The following is a 16,880-nucleotide window of genomic DNA, read 5'->3' as shown; positions in this document are numbered from 1 at the left end:
TATATGAAAAACAACAAATATTACCCGTGGATAGTCGTCGGACTGTTGTGGTTTGTGGCGTTGCTCAACTATATGGACAGGCAAATGCTGTCGACGATGAAAGAGGCGATGCAGGTTGATATCGTCGAGCTTCAGTCCGCCACCAACTTTGGCCGGCTGATGGCTATCTTCCTGTGGATATATGGGTTGGTGAGCCCCATGGCGGGTATGATTGCCGACCGACTCAACCGGAAATGGCTCATTGTGGGCAGCTTGTTCGTGTGGTCGACGGTGACCTACGGCATGGGCTACGCCGAAACCTTCGACCAACTCTATTGGTTGCGTGCGTTGATGGGGGTTAGCGAAGCATTGTACATCCCCGCAGGATTATCGCTGATAGCCGACTGGCACAAGGACAAATCGCGCTCTTTGGCCATTGGTATTCACATGACCGGTCTCTATACCGGACAAGCCATCGGTGGCTTTGGCGCAACGGTGGCAGCTGCCTATAATTGGCATACTACCTTCCATGGGTTTGGCATCATCGGCATTGTCTACGCCTTGGTGTTGATGTTGTTTCTGCACGAAAATAAAGAGCATACCGAGATGGAGAAGATAGCCCGATCTGCGAACGAAGAGCGCACATCGCCCTTCAGAGGGCTCTCTCTGCTGCTGGGCAATATCGCCTTCTGGGTTATCCTGTTCTATTTTGCTGTTCCCAGTCTGCCCGGTTGGGCTACGAAGAACTGGTTACCTACGCTCTTTGCCGAAAGTCTGGGCATTCCCATGTCCGAAGCCGGACCTATCTCCACCATAACCATCGCCGTCTCTTCGTTTATCGGAGTCATTGTGGGCGGGCTGTTGTCCGACCGCTGGGTACAAAAGAATATTCGTGGGCGCGTGTATACGGGGGCTATTGGATTGGGCATAACCATTCCGGCATTGATACTGCTGGGTTTTGGGCATCATTTTCTCAGTATAGTGGGTGCCGGACTGCTGTTTGGTATCGGGTTCGGAATGTTCGATGCCAACAACATGCCTATTCTTTGCCAATTCGTGTCGGCGAAATACCGCGCTACCGCTTATGGAATTATGAATATGGCCGGTGTGTTTGCCGGTGCCGCCGTAACCGATCTGCTCGGAAAGTGGACCGATGGTGGCCGTTTGGGGCTGGGATTTGCCTTTTTGGCGGGGGTGGTGCTGCTGGCACTTTGCCTGCAACTCTATTTCCTCCGTCCGAAAACGGACAATATGGAGTAAATGCCTTACTCTCTGCACGAAACTGCCCGTACCTTTGCCACTCTCTTCCTTAGGGAAAGAATGGTAAAGGTACGGGCAGAATTGCTTTCTCACCTAGGTGAGAATATCTCCCCACCTAGGTGAGAAGGTTTACCCACCCGGGTGGGAAGGTCTCCCCACCTTGGTGAGAATCTCTTTCTTTCTGGTACTTTTGCTATTTGAACCGCTGTATTGGACGTTTTGGGCTTGTGGTTTTGGTAGATAGAGCCTGCGCCTCAGACCAAGTGGTGATAGGTGTTACAGCCCCAATACGTTCGTACTGCCGACTCCCGGCTGGTTATTGAACTGTCCGCTCAGGTTTTCTCCCTCTTTGGGATTGAGCTCCAATGATTTCTTCATGTCCGCTATCGAACCCTCTTTGTCGCCATTGAGCAGCTTGGCGCGACCTCTTTCGTGATACGCTGCTCCGAAGTTCGGGTTGAGCTCGATGGCCTCGTCAAACAGTTCGATGGCTTCGGCCAGTTTCTTTTGTGCGATGTATAGCTGTCCCAGATAGAGGTACGCCTGTTCGTTGAACGGATTGACCTCGGTCACGCTCTGATAATCCGCTTCGGCCGATTCTTGATCGTTTTGCGCTTCGCTTATCTTACCGCGCAACAGGATAGCTGCCTCTTCGTCGGGGTGTAGCTCCAGAATGGCATCGATGTCCTTGCGTGCCTCGCCCGCTTGCGCCATGTCGAGCAATGCTTCGGCACGCAGCAGACGCGCTTCGGTATAATCTTCTTTCAGCGTAATGGCTCTGGTTAGGTGCGCCACAGTCATCAGCGCATCGTTCAGCCCTTTTGTCGCCTTGCCCATGAGGTAGTGCGCCACGGCATTATCGGCCTCGAGGGTGATGGCGGTTTGCGCTGCTTGCTGCATCGCCGGATAGTCTTCCTGCAGGAAGCATACATGGGCCATGGTGAGGTAGGTGCTCGTCAGTTCGGGTTCCAACTCGACCATGCGGTGCAGAATCTCTTGTGCTTTGGGCAGCTCGCCCATTTGTATGTAGAGTTGGCTGAGGTAGCCCAGTGTTTCAAAATCTTCTTCGATGGCCAGGGCTTCGGTAAAGCATTTCACGGCATAGTCGGGACGTCCCATGCGTTGCGCGCGCAGGCCGTCGTATTTGAAGATCTCGAAGTTTTTCTTATCATTTTTTTGTTTGTCACTGTCCGGATTGTCTGTTTTTCCGGTGAAGAAAGATTTAAAGAAGTTCGCCATAGGGATATGTTGTTTTGATTCTATGGTGCAAAAATAATGAATCTTGTCTATATTTCGGTCTGTTGCATCCGAAATATCGCTTTTGAGATGTAATCTTAATTTTTCTTTCCTATCAGCCCGTCTTTCATGTTCAATTCACCTTCGTCTACGAGGTACTGTATGGTTTGGGTCAATGTATCGCGGTTGGTGTGAAGGCGGTCGGCTATATCGGCCGGTGTGAGGGGATGCTCCTCTGTCAAAGTGATGATTTGTTCCTTCAGTTCGTCGAGAAGATTGGCGGGCAGCTCGTCGGTAGCGCGACCACTGAGGCAGACATCGCACTGTCCGCAGTTGCGGTGGTCTGTTTCGCCAAAGTAGCGAAGCAGCATCCGACTGCGACAGATGCTTTCGGAAGTGACGTATTCGACCATCGCCCGGATGCGTGTTTCGTATCGCTCCTTACGGTCTTCGTATACGCTGCGCGAGAGGTGAAGGCGCTGCCTGTCCATTCGCTCGCGCGTATAGATAATGTAGGGCGTCTTTTTGTGGGGAATGTAGTCGATGATGTGCCGCTTGGCCAGCACCTTGAGCAGTTCGTACACCTTGGGCACGGGCATACCCGAGTAAACCGACAGTGCCGTTTCGCTGATGTAGGCATAGTCGGTGAAGAGTCCGGTGTAGGCACGCAGTATCGTTTGCAGTAGCTTTTCGGCCTCGCCCGGCATCTCGCGCAGTTTATAGAGTTCTTCGCGGCGGATGGAGAAGATGATACGCGAGGCATTGTCTTGCTCGTCGGTATATTCGAGATAGCCTGCCTGGGTAAGTATCTTGAGTGCGCTGTGGGCCGGAACAGGGAAGTACTTGAACGTGCGGCAAAACTCTTCGAGATTGAACTCTTTGACGCAGTCTTGTCCGTCGCCCATGGCCATCTGATAGTAATATTGCAGGTGCTCGTACACATCCTTGATGTAGTCTTTGTCGGGAAAGGTATCGGGAATGCGTTTGTGCAGGGTTGTTTTATCCGACCGGGAGTAGAGGATAACGGCATACGCCTTTTCGCCATCGCGTCCGGCACGCCCGGCTTCCTGAAAGTAGGCTTCGGGCGAATCGGGCAGATCGAGGTGCACTACCAAGCGCACGTCGGGTTTGTCGATGCCCATACCGAAGGCATTGGTGGCTACGATTACGCGACATTCGTCATTCTGCCACCGTTTCTGTCGGAGGTCTTTCACGGCATTGTCGAGTCCGGCATGGTAGAAATCGGCTGTAATCCCTTCGCCTTGCAGCAGCCCGGTGATCTCTTTGGTGCGGCGGCGGCTACGGGCATAGACAATGGCGCTGCCGGGCATTCGTTTGAGGATGTGCAGCAGTTCGCTGGTTTTGTCCTCGGTAGAGCGAACGATGTAGGCAAGATTCTTTCGCTCGAAACTCATGCGGAACACATTTTCCTGGCGGAAGTGGAGCCGGGCCTGAATATCCTTCACCACCTCGGGGGTGGCGGTAGCGGTCAGTGCCAGTACGGGAACTCCGGGCAGGAGCTCGCGAATGTCGGCTATTTTGAGATAGGCGGGACGGAAATCGTAGCCCCACTGCGAGATGCAGTGACTCTCGTCGACGGTAATCATGCTGATGTTCATCGACCGTAGCTTGGTGCGGAATATCTCGGTGTCGAGCCGTTCGGGCGAGATGTATAGGAACTTATAATCGCCGAAGATACAGTTTTCGAGTGCCACGATAATCTCTTGCCGCTTCATGCCCGAGTAGATGGCTACGGCTTTGATGCCTCGCTTGCGGAGGTTCTGCACCTGATCTTTCATCAGGGCGATGAGCGGGGTGATGACAATACAGAGTCCCTCGCGGGCAAGGGCGGGCACTTGAAACGTGATGGACTTGCCACCGCCGGTGGGCATAAGCCCCAGTGTATCTTTTCCTTGTCCGATACTGGATATGATGTCTTCCTGCAAATCGCGGAAGACATCATATCCCCAGTATTGTTTCAAAATCTCCCGATAAGTCGGCATAACGGTGGGCGATTGTTCAGGGTTATTGTTCAATCGGCTCAATATCCTCTATCTGTAACTGTACTTCGTTGCGTTTATGGGTATTCTCCTCGATGGTGTAGCAGATGTCGAACGAGCGCTTCGTCTTGATGTAGCGCACGTGCGAGCTCTGTCCGAAAGCAATACCGTTCATGACGTTGTTCGATTTATTATCCACCAACTCGAGTTTGATATGCTCTTGATCGCGTCCTACCACCTTACTGGTTCCGTAGTCGTAGACGTGGTGTGTACAGAAGATCGGCTTCTGATTGTCGGGTCCGAAGGGGTTGAACTTCTTCAGGTCGCTATAGAACTTGGGTGTGATGTCGCGAAAGTCAATCTCGGCATCGATCTCGATCACCGGACTGGTCTGCTCGGGCAGGATGTGTTCGGTGACGAACGCTTCGAACCGTTCGGTAAAGGCAGGTACGTTTTCGACCTTCATCGATAGTCCGGCGGCATAGGTGTGTCCACCAAAGTTCTCGAGCAGGTCGCGGCAGTGCTCAATGGCTTTGTACACATCGAAACCCGAAACGGAACGTGCCGATCCGGTGGCCATGTTGTCCGTACGGGTCAACACCACGGCGGGACGGTAATAGATCTCTGTAAGTCGCGAAGCTACAATGCCGATAACGCCTTTGTGCCAGTCTTCGTTGTAGATAACGATGGAGCGGCGGTCGATCAGTCCCTCGAGGTTGGCCACAATCTGGTTGGCCTCTTCGGTCATGCTTTTGTCGAGGTCCTTGCGCGTTTCGTTGTAGAGGTTGATCTGTCCGGCCTTTTCAAGTGCGGTCGAGAACTCCTTTTCGGTAAGTAAGTCGACTGCTTTCTTCCCGTTCTCGATACGTCCCGATGCGTTGATGCGCGGGCCTATCTTGAATACGATGTCGCTCACGGTAATCTCCTTCTCGGCCAGTCCGCATACGTCGATGATAGCTTTCATACCCGTGCTCGGATTGCTATTGAGTTGCTTGAGTCCGTGGTGTGCCAAGATACGGTTTTCGCCCATGATGGGTACGATATCCGAAGCAATGCTCACAGCTACCAGATCGAGCAACGGAATGAGGTGGTGAAACTCGATGCCGTTGTTGATCGCAAATGCCTGCATGAACTTGAATCCTACGCCACAGCCCGATAGGTGGCTGTAAGGATAGGTGTTGTCGAGCCGCTTGGCATTGAGAATGGCTACGGCGGGTGGCAGTACGGCGTCGGGCACATGGTGGTCGCAGATGATAAAGTCGATGCCTTTCTGCTTGGCATACGTTATTTCTTCTACCGCCTTGATGCCGCAGTCTAGTACGATAATTAACCCTACCTCTGTTGAGGCAGCATAATCGATACCAATTTTTGATATTCCGTACCCTTCATTGTAGCGGTCGGGGATGTAATAATCAATGTTCGAATAGAACTGTTGTATAAACTTGTAAACCAGCGCTACTGCCGTAGTGCCGTCTACATCGTAATCTCCATAAACCAGAATGCGCTCCTTCTTTCCCATTGCCTGATTCAGGCGTTCGACTGCCAAATCCATGTCTTTCATCAAGAACGGATCGTGCAGGTCGGGCAATTGCGGACGAAAGAATTTCCGGGCATCGCCTGCCCGCTCAATTCCTCGTTGCACTAAGAGTTGACTCAGGATGGGACTAATGCCCAACTCCTGGGCCAATGCCCGGCTTGTCTCTGCCTGTTCGTGTGTAATGGGTTGATAATTCCATTTGTGATTCATTTTATATATTGTTTTTTCTTTTTCTTCGCTCAGGATTGGGAAAAGGATACTTCTTCCCAACAAGCTGTAAAAGTACGAAAAAAACCGGAAGTGTATGGAGAAGAGACGAAAATATTTCGATAAGGGCAGGATTGAACTTGGCAAGGTTAGTGAGGTGGCAATTCATCCAACTGCATCTTCAGCCGGAGCCATGGATGGCGGATTTCAATGTGTTGGGCTCGTTCTGCGCCTTCTGTTGAAAGAGAAAAGATGGATTTACCGAAACCGCGCCCACCGGCTCGCTTTTCAAAGCCGGGACGCTTTTTACGGTTCGTAAGTTATTCTTTGCCAGAAAAAGGTTCTTGAAGTCTGCTTCGAGCAGGCGGAGTATCTTTTCATTCCGCATCGGTTCGATGCAACTGTTCACAACGAACGTGTCGTTGCGCAGAGAGAAATCGAACAGGCTCAGCCCGAAATACGTGGAGGCGAGCATGCGAATCTCATCGTTGGGCAGTCGGCGAACAATGAACAAGCCGCTGAAGTGGTGCTTCATGAAGTCGAACTGAAGGTTGTACCGCTGCGAGGTGGTATCGACCCGGATGATGGGAGGGAGCGAAGCCTTGCTCTCGGTGAGGTTCCGGGCGCAGGAGGTGCAGGCAAATAGTATGACGGCGAGCAGGCTAACGAACAGAAAATTTTGTTTCATCTTTCAAAGTGTTGAATCGTTTGTTGTGGAACTCATATTCGGTATAGTTCGTTGCCGTTTCGTTGAGGCGGAGCCTGTTTACCGACAGGTCTTTTTTGTCAAGGTATATCTCGATGTTTGCCATATAAGCTTGCACGGCTTTGCTCGTTGGCTTGATCTTGACGAGGTATTGGCGAGCGTCTTCAAAATACTCCAGCTGGTAGTTGCCCGACATCTTCGACAAGTCACCTACCATACAGGCGGTCAGCATATCTTGCATCTCATTCATCATCTTGTTGGAATTGAGTTGCATGATGCTCTTCTTGCCGTCGGCCACAATTTTAAGTTTACTGCCGTTGATCACGATCAGGTAGTTCATCGGGCGGGCATACTCCATGCATATCTGGTTGCTCTTCCGGTAGTAAAACTTCCCTTTCGAAACAATCTTCTCATTGAACACGTCGAGAAACTTCTCTTGCGTAAAGTCACTTTCGATAGACTGCGTTGTTTGTGCCTCACGAGCCAGACGCTCTTCAAATTGTGCTTTGTTTTGAAGTTTCTTCATGGACTGTGCCTGCATGGGCAATGCAGCGCAAAGTAGTAGGAGTAGGGAGAGTATTTGTTTCTGCTTCATATCGTTTTGAGGATTAAATTAGAGCATGCTGTCCAAACGGACAATCGTGTATCCCTTTTTGCGGAGGAGTTCCAACAAGAGGGTCACTATTTCGGCACAGTGCGGCATTCGGTCGTGGAGCAGGATAACAGATCCGGGCTGTAACTGCCTTTCGATGCGCTTGACTACTTTCGCAGGTGAGGCTGTACAGGTGTCGAGCGAACGGATGTTCCATCCGATGGGTGTATACCCCGCTTGGCGAATGGCACGGGCGATGGTTGGGTTCGTCACTCCGAAAGGGGGACGAAAGTATTTGATCGGCTGTGAAGTGACCTCTTCCAATGCTTGGGTACAGGTTGCGAGATCTTGCTTCATCTTTCGTAGCGAAAACAGCGGAAAGAGATTGGCATGGCTGTGAGAGTGGTTGCCGATCAGGTGTCCTTCGGCAACCATTCGGCGGAGTAACGCTTCGTTTCCTTTTACCTTCCGGCCGATGCAAAAGAAGCTGGCTGTGGCCTGATGCGCTTGGAGCACGTCGAGCACACGCGGTGTCTGCGCCTCGTCGGGGCCGTCGTCGAAGGTTAGAGCAACTATTTTCTCTTGTGTACGCTTTCGGTAGAACGTGCGGAGGTAAATGCCCGAACGGATATTGTACGAAGCATAGAAGAGAAAAACGAGGGCAATGATGAAAAGAGTAGTTGCAATCATGGCTTTCGGATAAGTATCAGCGAGTGGTTCACTGACTGATAGTGGTTGTATATCAATACGATTCTGCCGCTGTGCGTGCCGTCTATGCAATCTTGCGCCACGCGAAAGAGTGCATAGGCAGAAGCGGTAGGATATTCGCCGCAGCTCTCTTTGAAGGTAGTGTGCGCAGCCTGCGGAAAGAGCTGCTCTTCGAGGGTTGCGTAGATGGCGTCTTGCGCGGCACATCCGTTCTTTCCCGTCACCAAACAGTCGATGTGGCTACTTTGCAACCCGTTTCTGTCGAGGAAAGCGGTGATCCGCTTACTCACTTCGTCGGCAGGGTGAAGGCCGATGAAGGTTTCCACGTCGCTTATGATAGGTACATATCGGTTGACCGGTTCTTTACCTAACAGGAAGAAATGAGCACCCTCGCCTGCCGTGATGTTGCCTTTGAGTAAGCCCAAGCGCTGCTGCACGGCGTGGCTGGCAGGCGTTATCTCGTCTACGGAACCCAGTAACACTTGTTCGTCGCCCTCGTCTATCCGCATCAACGCATCTGTTAAGGCGCTTTCGAAGCTGAGGCCGCGATGTGCATAGGTCATGTTATACGCATGGATTTGTCGTATCAAGGCAATCTGTGCACCGATGGTGTTGAAGGTAGACTGAATGAAAGGAGTGGGGGTTATCATTCGTTCATCGTTGTCGATCAACGAGGATAAAAACTTCTCCGTATCGGCGAGGCAGCCCCAGCCGGTGGCTGTAATGACAGCACCTATCTGTTCGGTGTGGATATCGTCGAGGCATTGCAGTCCGCAGGCTACTCCCATCTTAACGATACGGCTCATGCGGCGGCGCAGCGTGGGGTTCGCGATGACCGCTTTGTAATCGGGTTCGCAAGCCGCGAGGTAATACCGGCCGCTTTCGGATTCGATCCGTTTTCCATCGGGATGGATGGAAGCGATGTGATTGATATAGACTGGTTGCATCATTGATCGGTTAAACGTGAGAAGACGAGTGATGAGTTGTTTCCACCAAAGCCGAACGAGTTCGAGAGTACGTGCCGCAAGGGGAGATGTTCCTGAAATTCGGTAACGGGTCGTAAGCCGAGTTCCTCGATGGGGCAGGCGAAGTTTAGATTCGGATAAACATATCCCTGCTGTGCCGAAAGTACGGAGTAAACCGCTTCGATGCCTTCCGATGCTCCCAAGGTGTGCCCGATAAACGGTTTCACTGAGCTGAACAGTGGCGGACAGTTGCCGAAAAGGCGTTGAATCGCCCGCCCTTCGGAGGCGTCGTTGCTGGGTGTTCCTGTGCCGTGCACATTGATGTAGCCGACCTCTTGCGGGGTGATGCGGGCGGTAGCCAATGCTTGTGACATCGACAGATACGCTCCCTCGCCATCGGGCGAACTGCCTGTTTGGTGATATGCGTCGTTGGTGTTGGCCCATCCGCTTAGTTGGCAATAGGGGGTACGGCGCAGGGTGGATTCGGCTTGCAGCACGAGGTATCCCGCTCCTTCGCCTAAATTGAGCCCTGCCCGCGACTCATCAAACGGGCGGCAATGCTCCTTGTCCAGAATCATCAATGCCTGAAAGCCGTTTAAGGTAAATCGGCACAAGGCGTCGGTACCTCCTACAACGACGGCATCGAGCCGCCCCTGACGAATGAGCCGTGCACCCAGCATGATGGCATTGGCAGCCGACGAGCAGGCGGTACTGATGGTGGTCACCATTCCCTGTACACCCAGATCGGCAGCAATCTGTTCGGTGCTAGCTCCACAATCGTGGGCTATCACATTGCGTAGCCGGCCGCGGCTGTGATCGGTCTTGAAGGTTTTGTAAAACTCTTCGCTCCGATCCATCCCTCCCACCGAAGTGGACGAGATCAGTCCGATGCGTAGTCGGTCGACCGCTATCCCTGCATCGCTTGCTGCTTCGCGGGCAGCCAGTATTCCGAGTAGTGCCGTGCGCGAATAGGTGCGTTTGGCGTCGAGTTCCAGCAGTTGCTTCAGCTCGTCATTGCTTCGCTTCACTTCGGCTACCGGCACATCGAGTCCTGTGGCAAAGAGCGAAACAGCCCCCATGCCATGTTGGCAACTACGCAAGGCAGCTATGTTCTCCCTGACGTTCAGCCCGATGGCGGAAACAACCCCTATTCCGGTTACGTATATGTTCATTACTTTTGGTGTGCGCTGATGTAATCCGCCAGTGTGCGCACGGAATAGAAGATTGATTTACCCTCCGAAGGTTTCTCTATTTTAATACCGTAGCTACGTTCGAGAATGAGGATGATCTCAAGAGCATCGATCGAGTCGAGTCCCAACCCTTCGTCTCCGAAGAGGGGAGCTTCGGCGTCAATATCGTCGGGCGTAATCTCTTCGAGGTTTAGTTCTGCGATCAGTTCTTCTTTTAATTTCTGTATTAATGTTTCCATCTGTTTTTTGTTTTATGAGAATGATTAGTTATGATTCCGAATAAGTTTCCAATAGGTTGAACGTTGCCCGGTAGTTGCCTTGTAAGAGTTCGCACCATCCTACCACACATCGTTTCAGCCCGCCATCGGTCATTGCTATGCGGGCATACTGTTCCAAACGGGTAGCATCGTACTGAGGCGCAATAAAGAAGGTGTTTTCGCCTTGTATTTTATGACGGATGCAAATCTCGCCCGCCACCACATTGGGCAGCGTATAAACGAAAACCGCCGGACTGGCTGCTTCGTTCCCCCCACTGTCGATGAGCGTCTGGTGTTTGAGGTCTGTATCGAGTGATGCTGATGCATTGGCCAGCACGATGCCCGTTTCTTGTGGCAGCAAAGTGGTGGTGGCCTGCTTCAACAGGTACCCGGCAGCTACGTAGCCCAGCTTGCAGAGATCGTCCATCTTGTAGAACTTCATATTGCTTTCGCCCAAGTGCTTGAAAGCTTCGCGGATGAAGCGTCCGAAGTCCGTTTCGGCAGAGGAGAATACTATCTCCGGCTCTATATTTACTTTGTTTTGACCTACGTTTACCCTGCTTTGTTCGATGCTTACCTTGCTTTGCTCGATGGTTACTGTAGCGGTGAGTCGAATCTCCTGACGGGGTGCTACCTTCGCGCATGCTTCCGAAACGCTCTCGGGGGTACGCTCTTTGTCGGTTGCGGGTGCTGGCAAATGCTGGGGCAGTGATAACACGATGGCTGCGTTGCACCCACCGAAGCCCGAGGCGGTTTTGATACAGTGCTGCATCGACAAGTGGCGGTGTGTGGCACTTACCTCAATGGGCATGGGTACGCCGAGTGACTCGTATCCGTAGGTGCCGAACAGTATGCCTTCTCGCAGCTGGTGCAGGCTGATAATGGTTTCGATCACCCCCGATGCTCCCAGTGTATGGCCGAAGTAGGGCTTCAGGCTATGCACCGGTACAGCTTCGAGTCCTGCGAGGTGAATCGCTTTCGACTCCATTTCGTCGTTGTATAAGGTGGCAGTGCCATGTGCGTTGATAAAGCTGACTTCTTGCGGTGTTACGTTTGCCTCCCGCATCGCCTGGCAGATGGCGATAGATAAGCCATCGCCTGTACGCGACGGACCCGAAATATGATTGGCATCGTTGCTGATGCCTCCGCCTGTAAGTAATACGTCGTTCGTGGTGCCGCGGTGACTGAGTAAGATGGCTCCGCAGGCTTCACCCAAGTTTAATCCGTCTCTTTGTGAGTCGTAAGGACGGCAGAGGTTTTCGCTGATCGATTTGAACGATTGAAATCCACTGGTGATAAAGGGTGACAGCAAATCGCCTCCCGCGACAACGACATCGGTATATCGCCCCGTCTCAATCCATCGTTTGGCTACGATGAGGGCTGATACGCCCGAGATGCAAGCGTTTGAGAGTACCTCCGTTCGCTTCTCCGCACCGAAATAACGACCGATCCGTTGCCCCATTTCGCCTAGGAAGAGCCGCTTACTGGGCGTGTCGTCGGTGTGGCCTGCCAATAGGTCGATGTTTCCTTTGGTGGTAGAGAGGAGGATGGCACAACCGGGATTGCGCAGGTTGATACCTGCCTGTTCGGCTACCTGCCCGATGGTGAGGATGAACAGTTGCTCCAGGCGCGTGAAGTGATCCTCCGGTATGCCTGCTGCTGCGGCTGCCTGTTGCAGTCGGAGCGGGTCGATAACAGCCGGGCGAACGGTACGGTAGCTGCGAATGGCAGATACGTTCTCGCTCGTACCAAAGCCCAGTGAGCTAATCAGGGCATCGGCAACAATGTGTACATTCAAAGGATGTTCCATCTCTTTTTCCAGTTTTGGTAAAATGGCGGGTTCACCAATTCGAGTTCTTTAGCTGCGTTGAGAAACACCTGCGTAGTGCTGCCGGTAGCAACGATGCGTTGATCGGAAGCACGATAGATGGTATATTCAAACTGTATCTTGGCTGCATCGCAGGCTATATAACGTGTTTCGACAATGGCCTCTTCGCCGAAAGACAGCGGCTGCTTGAACTGGCAGGCGAGGTCGACGATAGGAACCATAAATCCCTCCCGGTAGATGCTCATATAGTCAAGTCCGTAGCGTCGGCCGAATGCTTCGCGTCCATCCTCAAAGTAGCGCACGTATTCGCCGTGCCACACTATCTGCATGGAGTCTACCTCACTGAAGCGCACGCGCAGTGAAGTGCGGTCGGTCAGCGCTGCGGGTTGGACTGTTTTTTTTCTTCTCATTCTTTCTTTAAAAATATCTTCATACGTCCCTCGGCAATCAGCTGCCCGGCACTGCACACACGTACGGCAATGAGGGTGATGTCGCCTACCTCTTGCACTATACTGATTTCGGTTGCCAATACCTTATCGACAGCTGGCAGGGCGTGAATGGTTAATTGATCTATCGAACCGATAAAACCCAGCGGAATCGGTTCATTGCGTTGGATGTACAGGTAGCCAACGCGCACGGCAGCCGACTGGGCGATGTGCTCGATGATACCCGACTCCTGAAGCTGTCCGGTTTGGCAAAACAGATTGTCGGCTTCTATGGTCAATCCGGTCAAGGATTTGTCACCGTCGAATCCGTAGAAGGCATCGACCATGACCATAGGCGGACGTTGAGGGATAAGTCTGTAAATCTCTTTTCCCGATACGATGATTTCTCTTGGTTTCTTTTCCATCAGTACAGTCAATTCGTTGGTTCTTACGTTATGTTGTTTATCTCAGTCGGCATTGCAGGATGCTATGTCCCATGCCTAAGTGATCGTAGGTTTCCTCTACCGTCAGTCCGGCGGCGTGGATGCAGCGCTCCATATCGTCCGAGTGGTACATCTTGCTGTTTCCGTTGGCAAGGGCGGTAAAGTAGATACTGATCTGGGTGAGACAGTAAGCGGCTGTTTCGAACTTTTGCCTGTCCCAGAAAGTCTCCATGATGTAGAGCCGGCTGTCGGCAGTCATGGAGGGGGCGGCGCGGGTCAGGATGGCGGTTACTTCGGCTTCGGAGAAACAGTCGAGGAACTGGCTCATCCAGATGGCATCGAACCCCGTAGGGAAAGGCACGGACGCATCGAGCAGATTCGCCCCGTGTCCGTGGATGCGCGCCGCACCGGGTAGGGTGGAGGTTTGCTCCTTCATCATGGCGAGCTGTTGCGGCAGGTCCATGATGGTGACTTCGACCTGCGGGTGATGGGCTACGCAGCGGGTGGCCCACCGTCCGGTGTTGCCGCCTACATCGAGCAGTGTGCGGATGGGACGCGAGAAGACGATTTCCAGCGCCTGATCGAACGAGCAGTCGGAGTAGTAGTGATCGAAGCCGAACCAGCTTTTCTGTACCTGCGGCGGAAGGCTTGACAACCCTTCGTAGATCGTGGACCACGTTCCGAATACCTTCAACCCCTCGGGACGCTCGTTGCGTAGTGCCTCTTCGAGGTGAAAGAGCCCCTGATAGTTTACATCGTGGTTGAACTCCATGTTGACCTGTGCCATTTTATCATTGAGCAAGAACCAGCCCGCTTTTGAGAGCGTATACCGCTCTTCGTCGATCAGTACCGTGCCGATGGTGAGCGAAGCCTCGAGGAGCACTTGCGCAGCGTAGACGGACAGGTGTGCCGATTCGGCGATTTGTGCGAGCGTCAGCCCTTGCCGCTGGTCGGCGAGCCGACGGAAAATGCCGAATTTCAGCATCAGCCGCGATACCTGAAAGACAACAGGGCCGAACGCAATCTCCTGCGCCAGCCGTTGTGCCTGAGTGGCTGTGAGCTGTTCCTTGGCGTATCTTTTCTTTAACGAGGGAAATAGTTTCATGCGGTTGTTTTTTTAGTTTGATACGGTTGTTTGGGGCAATTGCCAGAACGGGTAATAGTTGAACCATTGCTCCGGATAGCGATTTACAATGCCTTCGAGCGCTGCTACGTACTGTTCGAGCAGAGCTTGCTCCGGTTTCGCGCTGCGGCTGCGTACCGCCTCATCCGCCACGGCGAAGTGGAAACGATACGTGCGCCCCTTTTCGCGCATGGCGAAATAGAACACTACGGGCACTTTCAGGCGTGAGGCGAGCAGAAAAGGGCCGGCAGGAAAGGCCGCTACTCTTCCCATAAACGTACAGGTAAGCAGTTTCTCCTGATTCAGGTAACGGTCGCCCTGAAAGCAGACGTACTCCTTCTGCCGCAACGCCTCGGTGATGCGGAACACGTGCGTGAGGTTGTCTTCGTTCACGGGAATGACCTTGTAGGGGCGGTCGCTCTTCTCAAGCAACTCCTTGATGCGTTGGTGCTCGGCATCGTACATAACGATGTTGATCTTTTTGCCGTAGTCGTCGAAAAACGGCGCACCGATCTCCCAGTTGCCCACGTGGGCACCGATCATGATGACGCCTTGTCCGCTGTTGAGCACCTCCAGAAAGCGGGGGTACTGCTCAAATTCGAAGTGATATTTCGACACCATGCCGTTGCCGATGGCTACCTTGTCGATCAATATCTGCCCCAGTCGGTAGTAGTTGCGCAGCAGCAGGCAAGCCGATTTCCACCGGTTGCGCCCGAGCGTTTGCCGCGCATAGCGCCACGTGGCGGCGGTAGCCTTCGGAGCGAAAGGGATGAAGTAAAGCACAACCAGACTGAGGAAGCCGTACGCTGCCCCAATGCCCAGATACCGTATCATATAGATGAAAAACAAGTACCCTGCCGTTCCGCCTCTGGTCTGTCCCTTCCAGCGTGCCATCTACTTGGGTTCGTTCATGCGGGTGATAACCAGATCGTAGAAGTCTTGAAACGTCTTGATGCCTACAAAGTCTTGTCCGGTGATGTTGAAGCCGAAGTTCTGCTCTACCAGCACAACCATATCTACCAGATCGAGGCTATCGAGCTCGAGGGTTTGCATCAAGGGCGCGTCGGCCTGTATGATCTCGATGTCTACTTCGAACTCTTCGGCCAGCGTGGTTCTAATCTTGTCTATAATTTCTTCGTGAGTCATATTTATCTGTTATTAGGGTAAATGTATGGTAAATGGAATACGTATCTAATTTTCTTAGGGTTTGAACTTCCTGACGATCAGGGTCGAGTTCGTGCCTCCGAACCCGAAGGAGTTCGACAGGAAGGTGTCGAATGTCGTGTCGACCCGTTGCGTGGGGATGTTCAGCCGTGCCGAGTCCTCGTCGGGTTGCTCGAAGTTGAGGTTCGGGGCGATGAAGTCGTTGTTCATCATCAGGATCGAGTAGATGGTTTCGCTCGCGCCGGCCATCCACATTTCGTGACCGGTCAGCGATTTGGTCGACGCAACGTACGGACGGTGCCCCTCGAACACCTCGGCAATGGCGCGCGCTTCGTTCTTGTCGCCCACCGGGGTCGAGGTAGCGTGGGCATTGATGTAGGCGATCTCCTCTACCGACACGCCCGCCTCGCGGATCGCCATCAGCAGCGAGCGCTTCGGTCCGTCGACGTTGGGCACCGAGATGTGGTCGCCGTTCGATGAGAACCCGTAGCCCACCACCTCTGCCAGAATCGTAGCTCCGCGCTTCACGGCCGATTCGTAGCTCTCGAGCACCAAACTCGCTGCTCCGCCGCTGGGCACAAGCCCGTCGCGTCGGCTGTCGAACGGTTTCGAGGCCTTTGTCGGTTCGGCTTCTTGTGTCGAAAATGCGCTCAGTCCGTCGAAACTGCCTACTGCGTATGGGTTCACCTCCTGTGCCCCACCGCAGAGAACGCACTCTTGCAGCCCCGATTTGATGAGCAGGTAGCCCATGCCGATGGCGTGCGAGCCGCTGGCACACGCGCCCGATACGGTGAAGTTGATGCCCCGGAGCTTAAAGATGACCGAGAGGTTCATCGTCACCGTTGAGTTCATTGACTGGAAGATGGAGCCCGACCCTACCAGTGCCGTGTTGCGCTTGGCGCGGATGATGTCGACGGCTGTAATCACCGGTTCGGCACTGCTGTCGTTTCCGTAGAGAATGCCCACCTCGCGCTCATCGAGGAAGGCCTCGTCGATGCCTGCCTGTGCAAACGCCTCGAGGGTTGCCATGTAGGCATATTCGCCCTGTTCGGGCAGTGAGTGGCGTTTCTTCCGGTCGAGTTTTTTCTTCAGGTCGGGGCGTTCGAGCATACCTGTGAGCGCGGAGAAATAGCCCATCTCTTTGCGCGCAGGGTCGATACCGATGCCCGACACACCGTTGTATAATGATTCTTTAACCTCTTCTTGATTCTTGCCGATGCAGGAGTAAATACCCATGCCCGTAATGACAACTCTATTCAT

16 protein-coding genes and 1 pseudogene are annotated in these 16,880 nt (G+C 53.0%); 1 reads left to right on the top strand and 16 read right to left on the bottom strand.

From position 1 onward, the window contains the following. Window positions 1–3: 3 nt before the first annotated feature. Complete coding sequence (locus TY03_RS20520) at window positions 4–1,239, top strand: MFS transporter (RefSeq protein WP_042373449.1); 1,236 nt, start codon at window positions 4–6, stop codon at window positions 1,237–1,239. A gap of 276 nt (window positions 1,240–1,515) precedes the next feature. On the opposite strand, the gene TY03_RS20515 is transcribed toward TY03_RS20520, so the two are convergent. From TY03_RS20515 to TY03_RS20440, 16 genes and pseudogenes are all read right to left on the bottom strand, one after another. Continuing rightward, entirely contained in the window at window positions 1,516–2,478 is a 963-nt protein-coding gene (locus TY03_RS20515) for a tetratricopeptide repeat protein (RefSeq protein WP_042373447.1), read from the bottom strand. Between the two features lie 95 nt (window positions 2,479–2,573). Beyond that, the gene (locus tag TY03_RS20510) at window positions 2,574–4,478 is read right to left on the bottom strand and encodes a RecQ family ATP-dependent DNA helicase (RefSeq protein WP_042373445.1); all 1,905 of its coding nucleotides are present in this window, start codon (window positions 4,476–4,478) and stop codon (window positions 2,574–2,576) included. Between the two features lie 22 nt (window positions 4,479–4,500). Further along, on the bottom strand, window positions 4,501–6,222 hold the full coding sequence (gene recJ, locus TY03_RS20505) for a single-stranded-DNA-specific exonuclease RecJ (protein WP_042373508.1): 1,722 nt from the start codon (window positions 6,220–6,222) through the stop codon (window positions 4,501–4,503). Between the two features lie 146 nt (window positions 6,223–6,368). Then, a pseudogene (locus tag TY03_RS20500) lies at window positions 6,369–6,907 on the bottom strand (hypothetical protein). Next, on the bottom strand, window positions 6,882–7,451 hold the full coding sequence (locus TY03_RS20495; protein ID WP_394330902.1) for an outer membrane lipoprotein carrier protein LolA: 570 nt from the start codon (window positions 7,449–7,451) through the stop codon (window positions 6,882–6,884). Before TY03_RS20495 ends, TY03_RS20500 begins: the two are co-directional and overlap by 26 nt. Before the next feature lie 87 nt (window positions 7,452–7,538). Beyond that, the gene (locus tag TY03_RS20490; RefSeq protein WP_042373440.1) at window positions 7,539–8,207 is read right to left on the bottom strand and encodes a polysaccharide deacetylase family protein; all 669 of its coding nucleotides are present in this window, start codon (window positions 8,205–8,207) and stop codon (window positions 7,539–7,541) included. Next, a complete protein-coding gene (locus tag TY03_RS20485; protein ID WP_042373507.1) occupies window positions 8,204–9,172 on the bottom strand; it encodes a beta-ketoacyl synthase chain length factor in 969 nt (322 codons plus the stop codon). Before TY03_RS20485 ends, TY03_RS20490 begins: the two co-directional genes overlap by 4 nt. After that, on the bottom strand, window positions 9,172–10,362 hold the full coding sequence (locus tag TY03_RS20480; protein ID WP_042373439.1) for a beta-ketoacyl-[acyl-carrier-protein] synthase family protein: 1,191 nt from the start codon (window positions 10,360–10,362) through the stop codon (window positions 9,172–9,174). The genes TY03_RS20485 and TY03_RS20480 overlap by 1 nt, the downstream gene beginning before the upstream one ends. Further along, the gene (locus TY03_RS20475) at window positions 10,362–10,619 is read right to left on the bottom strand and encodes a phosphopantetheine-binding protein (protein WP_042373438.1); all 258 of its coding nucleotides are present in this window, start codon (window positions 10,617–10,619) and stop codon (window positions 10,362–10,364) included. The genes TY03_RS20480 and TY03_RS20475 overlap by 1 nt, the downstream gene beginning before the upstream one ends. A gap of 28 nt (window positions 10,620–10,647) precedes the next feature. Then, window positions 10,648–12,447 carry a beta-ketoacyl synthase N-terminal-like domain-containing protein gene (locus TY03_RS20470; protein ID WP_042373437.1) on the bottom strand — a complete coding sequence of 600 codons (1,800 nt, stop codon included), beginning with the start codon at window positions 12,445–12,447 and terminating at the stop codon, window positions 10,648–10,650. After that, window positions 12,432–12,875, bottom strand: a complete 444-nt coding sequence (locus tag TY03_RS20465; RefSeq protein WP_042373435.1) for an acyl-CoA thioesterase — start codon at window positions 12,873–12,875, stop codon at window positions 12,432–12,434. The genes TY03_RS20470 and TY03_RS20465 overlap by 16 nt, the downstream gene beginning before the upstream one ends. Continuing rightward, window positions 12,872–13,315 carry a hydroxymyristoyl-ACP dehydratase gene (locus tag TY03_RS20460; RefSeq protein WP_042373433.1) on the bottom strand — a complete coding sequence of 148 codons (444 nt, stop codon included), beginning with the start codon at window positions 13,313–13,315 and terminating at the stop codon, window positions 12,872–12,874. Before TY03_RS20460 ends, TY03_RS20465 begins: the two co-directional genes overlap by 4 nt. Before the next feature lie 37 nt (window positions 13,316–13,352). Then, window positions 13,353–14,438 (bottom strand): methyltransferase, encoded by a 1,086-nt coding sequence (locus tag TY03_RS20455; protein ID WP_042373431.1) that lies wholly within the window; start codon window positions 14,436–14,438, stop codon window positions 13,353–13,355. Between the two features lie 12 nt (window positions 14,439–14,450). After that, window positions 14,451–15,350: an LpxL/LpxP family acyltransferase gene (locus TY03_RS20450; protein WP_042373429.1), complete on the bottom strand. Its 900-nt coding sequence runs from the start codon at window positions 15,348–15,350 to the stop codon at window positions 14,451–14,453. Next, entirely contained in the window at window positions 15,351–15,602 is a 252-nt protein-coding gene (locus tag TY03_RS20445; protein ID WP_042373427.1) for an acyl carrier protein, read from the bottom strand. It lies immediately after the preceding gene. Between the two features lie 54 nt (window positions 15,603–15,656). Next, on the bottom strand, window positions 15,657–16,880 hold the full coding sequence (locus TY03_RS20440; protein ID WP_042373425.1) for a beta-ketoacyl-[acyl-carrier-protein] synthase family protein: 1,224 nt from the start codon (window positions 16,878–16,880) through the stop codon (window positions 15,657–15,659).

Source organism: Bacteroides neonati (genome assembly GCF_000499785.1).
Lineage (GTDB): Bacteria > Bacteroidota > Bacteroidia > Bacteroidales > Bacteroidaceae > Bacteroides > Bacteroides neonati.
Note: the sequence above shows the minus strand (reverse complement) of the source record. Positions and strands in the feature narration are given on the sequence as shown.